Annotated in this window: 2 protein-coding genes; one reads left to right on the plus strand and one right to left on the minus strand. The window is 69.4% G+C overall.

The annotated features are described in order from the left end of the window. Nucleotides 1-918: lytic transglycosylase domain-containing protein (locus HYE82_RS36375; RefSeq protein ID WP_369009826.1), on the minus strand; the 918-nt coding region annotated here is incomplete at its 3' end. Nucleotides 919-1203: 285 nt separating this feature from the next. Here HYE82_RS36375 and HYE82_RS36380 point away from each other — a divergent pair. Continuing rightward, nucleotides 1204-1599: a hypothetical protein gene (locus tag HYE82_RS36380; RefSeq protein WP_179178493.1), complete on the plus strand. Its 396-nt coding sequence runs from the start codon at nt 1204-1206 to the stop codon at nt 1597-1599. The last annotated feature ends 60 nt before the right edge of the window (nt 1600-1659 follow it).

Raw genomic sequence — 1659 nt, forward strand, 5'->3', positions numbered from 1 at the left:
GGTGGGGTTCGTCGGGGTGGTGGGGTTCGTCGACGGCTTCGAGGGCGAGCCCGTGGAAGTCCCCGTGCCGGTCGACGGTTTCGTCTGCGTGGGGGTGGTGGGGCGCGGCGTCGGCAGCACCGGGTTGGTGGGCGTCGGATAGGTCCCGGACGGCGGGTTGGGCACCTCGCCCGTACCGCTCTGGTACTGCTTCATGTACCCGAGCACGGTGTTCACGTACTCGCGGGAGTTGTTGTAGCTGAGGATCGCCTTGTCCAGCTGCGCCTGGTCCGAGAGGTTGCGGTCGCCCGCGCACAGGTACAGGCCGGCGCCGAGGGCGGCGTCGTAGATGTTGTTCGGGTCGCGCTTGGAGTCGCCGTTGCCGTCGGCACCCCAGGTGGCCCAGGTGGAGGGGATGAACTGCATCGGGCCGACGGCCCGGTCGTAGGCCGCGTCCCCGTCGAACTCGCCCTTGTCGGTGTCCTTGATCTCCGCGAAGCCCTGGCCGTTCAGCTGCGGGCCGCGGATCGGCTTCTCGGTGTACCCGTCGGTCTTGAGGCCGTAGCCGGAGGCGTGGACGGACTCGACCCGGCCGATGCCCGCGAGGAGCTGCCAGGGCAGCTTGCACTTCGGCAGCGCGGCGGCCACCGCGGTCTCCGCGCGCTTGTAGGCGTCGAGAGCGGTCGCGGGGATGCCGCTGGCGCTCTCGCCCGCACCGGCGGCCGGCGGCACCGCCGGGTCGGCGAGGTCGTCGGGCAGATCCAGGCGGGCGTCGCCGCGGTCGGTGGCCTGGGGGCTGTCCGGGGTGGGCTCGGACTCGCCCGCGTCGGCGGTGGGCGGGTTGGTCACCACGGCGGCGGTCGTCAGGCTGGCCGCGAGCGCGGCCGTGCACAGGACCTTGCGCGAGGTGTTGACGAGGTGGCGGTGAAGCGGCTTCACAGTGCGGCGATCCCCCAAGGCGGCCGGCAAGAAGTACGGCGGGTCGAGCCGTGAATATTCACTGTCTATCAGGTATTCGAAGGCGACTCACCGGCGCCCCAGGAGATGTGACACACCATTCGTCTCGACTTCAACCGCCACGACGACAGAACACCCAGCGGAAGCCGACCGTTTCACGCTACACACCAATAGATCCCTATGTGAGCGCTCTTGCCCCTTCCATGACTGATTCGGCAACGGAAACGAGCGGCAACCACCTCTGCCGCTCGACTAGATTCGGCGCACATGACAGCAGAGGCGCACGAGACGACCTTCCGCGAACGTGCGGACCGCAAGCGCACCGTGGGGGTGTACCTCCTCATCGCCGCAGGCGCCATCTGGCTCTGGCTCGGCTACCAGCTACTCGCCCCCTTCACCGTCAACTACGGCTCCGGACACTCCATCGACTGCGCCTCCCCCGTCTTCTACGACGAAGGCGACAGCAAGAGGCGCTCGTACGCGGCCACCGAGGGAGAACGCTGCGCCACCGAACGGGACCCGGCCGACCTGCTCGCCCTCCTCACCCTCTCCATCCCGCTGGCCGCGGCCGGCGCCTTCCAGTACACGACGGGCACGGTGGCCTTGACCCTGCGACGACACGAGGACGAGCTGGCACACCTCCGAGCGGAGCGAACCGGCTGACAACGGACGGCTGACGTAACGCGGAGCCGGAGCCCTGCCGCCCCGCCTTACCCCTCGCCC

It is taken from the genome of Streptomyces sp. BR123, assembly GCF_013401435.1.
Lineage (GTDB): Bacteria > Actinomycetota > Actinomycetes > Streptomycetales > Streptomycetaceae > Streptomyces.

What these genes read in the sequence shown, in the direction of transcription:
- HYE82_RS36380 (WP_179178493.1), top strand. Translation starts at nt 1,204, where the DNA reads ATGACAGCAGAGGCGCACGAGACGACCTTCCGCGAACGTGCGGACCGC.